Origin of the sequence: Paraglaciecola sp., assembly GCF_030730205.1 — a bacterium.
Taxonomy (GTDB): domain Bacteria; phylum Pseudomonadota; class Gammaproteobacteria; order Enterobacterales; family Alteromonadaceae; genus Paraglaciecola.
The window spans coordinates 1-4,349 of sequence record NZ_JANQVQ010000088.1 but is presented as its reverse complement, the minus strand read 5'-3'; the positions used below and the strand labels follow the sequence as shown (position 1 = coordinate 4,349).

The following is a 4,349-nucleotide window of genomic DNA, read 5'->3' as shown; positions in this document are numbered from 1 at the left end:
GCATCTATTCACTCCAGAGTTAGTGGTCAGAGACTCTGTCAGAAAAGTAAATTAAGACGTATTAGTACTTGTTCCCTCTTACAGCGAAACAAGTACTTTTCACACCCTATTGCGGCAATTAAAACAACCGAAATATATATGTATTGGTGATTTACTATGAGCTCAAATCGTTACATGTAGGTCTCAACAAGCAATACAAGTATTAAAATTCTTAACACTAGTATCTGATTTCTAAGCATAAAAAAAGACTCATGTATTTTTCCATATGGCTAACAACAAAGATGCGCCATGGTTAGCCCCAAAATTTATCAAGGATTTAAACGTGACTTTTCCTTTAACTCCCCCTACCCGAGCTTGAATAAAGCATAATTGGGCAAGATCAAAGGGAGCTATTTTGACACTTCATGTGCGCGAGATGGTGAACGTTTAGCGATGTTTGTTTTACACATTTTGTCCAATACAAAGCTTTTAAGTGCAACATAAACCAATAACACGAAAAGCAAGCTAAGTCCCATGCTTCCTCCACTGCTTTGTTGCGTTGGCATTTCAGTCACTTGCGCTCTTTTTAACAACACAGTTACCGTGGCATAGTTCCTTGCTTGACCATCTGAGACCTCGACTGAAAATGTCGCCTCACGGTCGGCACTAAGCTGTGGAACAACAAAAGAAACATTGGCACTATTGGCATTCAAAAGTGTAACGACGGGCCCTGCCGTCTGAGTCCACACATAACTTAGAGTGTCTTGCTCAGGATCCGTTGAGCCAGAGGCAGAAAGCGCCACCGTGTCACCCTCATATGTCGTTCCCGTGCCTCGACTAATCCTAGCTGTGGGTGCTTGATTGGCTATTATATCAAAAGTAATTGAGGCGTTTGACGCCAAGCTTGGATTACCATCATCACGAACTTCAACACTAACCGTGTAGCTCCCTGCGCTTAAATTAAGCGGGTCAAACACTAAACTTACATCGCTAATTTGAGGTTCTACGATAGCTGCTGTTTGCCATGTCAGTACAAAACTATCTTGCTCATTCGCATCATTGACTTGGGCGTTAATGGATACAGGGCCACCAGAGTCGTCAACCTCTGTCACACTAACATTGTTTTGCTGAAGTTGCAGACTAACACTCGGTGCAACATTCACTTCTTGAACACTTGAACACCCTATATCATCGACACTTGCTCCAATGGGTGTTTCGGGACATAAATCACTGGCATTTAGCACTCCATCAGCATCGTCGTCAAGATCAGTGATTGTTGACTCATTGCAGTAGGCAAAATCATTGCTTTCAGTGGCCGTACAATAACCTACATAATCAACTTCCATGGTGGCTTGATTTAACGATGGATCAACATTTCCGCCAAGACTACCGCCTATGGCAACGTTTAATAATACAAACATAGGTTCTTTGTATTGCGCACAATTTGTCACATCATGCTGAGTCACTAATATATCATCGATATAAAATGCAATTTTAGTAGCAGAGCGTTCAATGGCGTAATTATGCCACTGACTTACATCACCGCCACCGCCTGGATAGTTGTATAAGACTTCCGCACCACAACCACTGGTATTAAAAAAATTGGTGATATAGCTATCCGGTCGATTAGAAAACCACTCCCACACATCTATTTCACCGGCGCCAGGATTTGGCCAATTAATAAAATCGTTGTCGTTTTTCTTTGGATCTTCAGCAATTCTGTTTTCTAACATCCAAAACGCAGGCCAGGTACCTTTCTCTTGATTCAAAAATCGAATGCGCGCTTCAACACGACCATATAAAAACTCAGCTTTATCTTTGCTATTTAAACGACCCGACGTCCAACTTTTTTGTTGACCGCCCAAACCAACACAAGCAGTATTTTGGCGACGCGCAATAATCTTGAGTGTACCGTTTGACACCTCATAATTCCTATTTTCAGAGCTATCATCGTCGGTATAACACTGAATTTCATTGTTATAATTGGCTTGTATTTGCGCAGTCCATTTGTCCCAATTAACGCCTATTCCTGTAAAATCATCCATCCACTGCACTTGCCAGCCAGCGTTAGCTGGGTAACTCATACCGACTAGTAAAAAAACGCAGAAACCAACCAAGTGTCTACTCGACAAAGTAATTAATGAGCTGAACGCTGTAAGAGTATAAAACATGTATTTCTCCCTATATTAAAAAGGGCTTACAACGCGGTGTTGCAAACCCTTTAGGTGACTCTCTAATAGTCAATCCTATGTTAACGGTTTAACTAGTTACCAAAGCTAATATTGTCAAAATACGATACGGTATCTGAGGTTCGCCCACTTAGATTGAAATCAGGAAAGATGATCAATTGGTCAATATTAATCGCTTCGGTTAAACCTATGTAACCTGAAAAATCAAAGGTCAACTCTTCCCATTGATTTGTCACAGTGTTAGCCACTTTTATTTCACCTTGGGCGCCGCCACTATTAATTGCAAACTTAATACCTACATCACTGATCACAGACTTATACACCATCACTTTTACCGTGTTATTGCTACTATCTAAAGTAAATGTAGTGATATCGCCATGGGCGGTTTCTGCGCCAGCCCAAGCTTGTCCGGTTTGGCGTGCAGTAAACTTTGCCACCGTAGATGATCCATTTATTCCGCTATTATCTGGGTTGTTAACAAATTCCACAGCAGGGTTGTCATCGTTTTCGAAAACAGTCCAAGTAAAACCGTTGTTTCCTGACCCATCAACTTCAAAATCAACGGTAGCCGGAGCTATTCCACTGCCCTCTCCTCCTCCAGTATTACCACCTGAACTAGAGGACAACATGACACTAACATCATCTATACTCACAATGCCCACTTCAGCTCCAAGATCAAATAATACTCGGCTATTGGCATCGCCAAAACCGGTAGTGGTAATAGTATAAGTGAAGGTTTGCCATTCAGTCGTGAGTGCTACGGTTTCAGTGATATTGGTCCAAGGATCAGCATTTAGACCCAAGCCCGCCAGAATATTACGATTTATTGATGCTTTTGCTTTAAAGGTTAATTCGTAAGTACTATTAGGTGTCAGTGTCATCACTTGACTTAAATTAACATCCCAAGGGTTTCCCGCTGCCTGTACATCGGCTTGGTTTATACTATTTCCACCTTCATTTACGGCATTTGCGGCATTACCAATCCAGCTAGTACTGCCATTTTCAAAGTCACCGTTACTGATTAATTGCCACTCTTCACCACCGCCAGTCTCACCACCGCCAGTTGAATCACCGGTAAACGTAATGTTATCAAAATAAGTCACCGCGTTTGTGGCTCTGCCGTCGACCATATCAGGGAAAATAGCGATACCAGTTATACCACTGTTTTCAGGCAGACCAATTTTTGAACTAAAGTCGATAGTGAGTTCTTCCCATTCATTAACTTTAGTATTGGTCGCCGTTAATTCGCCATGAGAGCCGTAACCATCTCCATTGAATTTTTCAAATTTAATTCCCACAGGGCTAATTTTGTCTTTATAGACCCAAATTTTAACGACCGCATTACTCGCATCAAGATTGAAAGATTCCACTGTATGGCTCACAACACCAGCGTATTTCCCGCAGCAGGGGGCAGAAGCTCGCGGAGTAAGTTTTGCCACTGTTGTTGAGGTATTTCCTACCATATTTGGGTTAGTGACAAATTCTAAGGCGGGTGAGGGGTCGCCATTTTCAAACGTTTCCCAAGTACCTTGCTCTTCTTCTGTTCCTTCAAAATCAATCCCTTGGCTGGTATCGATTACTAGGCTTCCACCGCTGATGTTCATACCGACATTGCTGCCACCATCTAATATTTTTAAATTGTCGATATAAAATTCAGCACCGTTACCACTACCCCATGCAGGGAAAACCATGAACAAGTCAATGGCACTGGCGTCAAGTCCTGCACTCACCAAACTGGGTATATTGAATGTATAAGTTTGCCATGTATCAAGAATAGGGCTTGAATGACCTTCTTGACTGCTGGATAGATTCACCTCGGCATTGCTTGCACCGGCAGTGCTTTCAACTTTAAATTTCCAGTCAACTACACCGGCGTCTGGCGCTTTGGTCATTTTAAGATCAAAACTGACGGTACCGGTTGAAGCAATGCCCGATGCGTTAAATGGGCTTCCCCCAACAGCACCATCTATGGTGCGAGCGGTAAATCCAACCACAGTGTCGCCACTAATCATAAATTCAGTAACTTGATCGTGCTCGGCATCATCGGTCACTAAGCTTGAGGTTGACCCCCCGCAGCAATCCCATGCAGCCCACTGGGGCAATGCTTCATTTTCAAAAACGACTAATACAACATTTGCAGAACTGGCTTCATTAACTGAGATAGCAAAGTTGTGGTTTATC

The 4,349-nt window shown here is 42.5% G+C and carries 2 protein-coding genes; both read right to left on the bottom strand.

Going from position 1 to position 4,349, the window contains the following annotated elements; all coding sequences use genetic code 11:
* Nucleotides 1–389: 389 nt before the first annotated feature.
* Nucleotides 390–2,150, bottom strand: a complete 1,761-nt coding sequence (locus tag NWQ57_RS07590) for a family 16 glycosylhydrolase (RefSeq protein ID WP_306021542.1) — start codon at nucleotides 2,148–2,150, stop codon at nucleotides 390–392.
* Nucleotides 2,151–2,242: 92 nt separating this feature from the next.
* On the bottom strand, nucleotides 2,243–4,349 hold a 2,107-nt coding region (locus NWQ57_RS07585), incomplete at its 5' end, for a carbohydrate binding domain-containing protein (RefSeq protein WP_306021541.1).

Bases quoted from the DNA above. Each gene is read 5' to 3' on its own strand.
- NWQ57_RS07590 (WP_306021542.1), bottom strand. From the start codon at position 2,150: ATGTTTTATACTCTTACAGCGTTCAGCTCATTAATTACTTTGTCGAGT.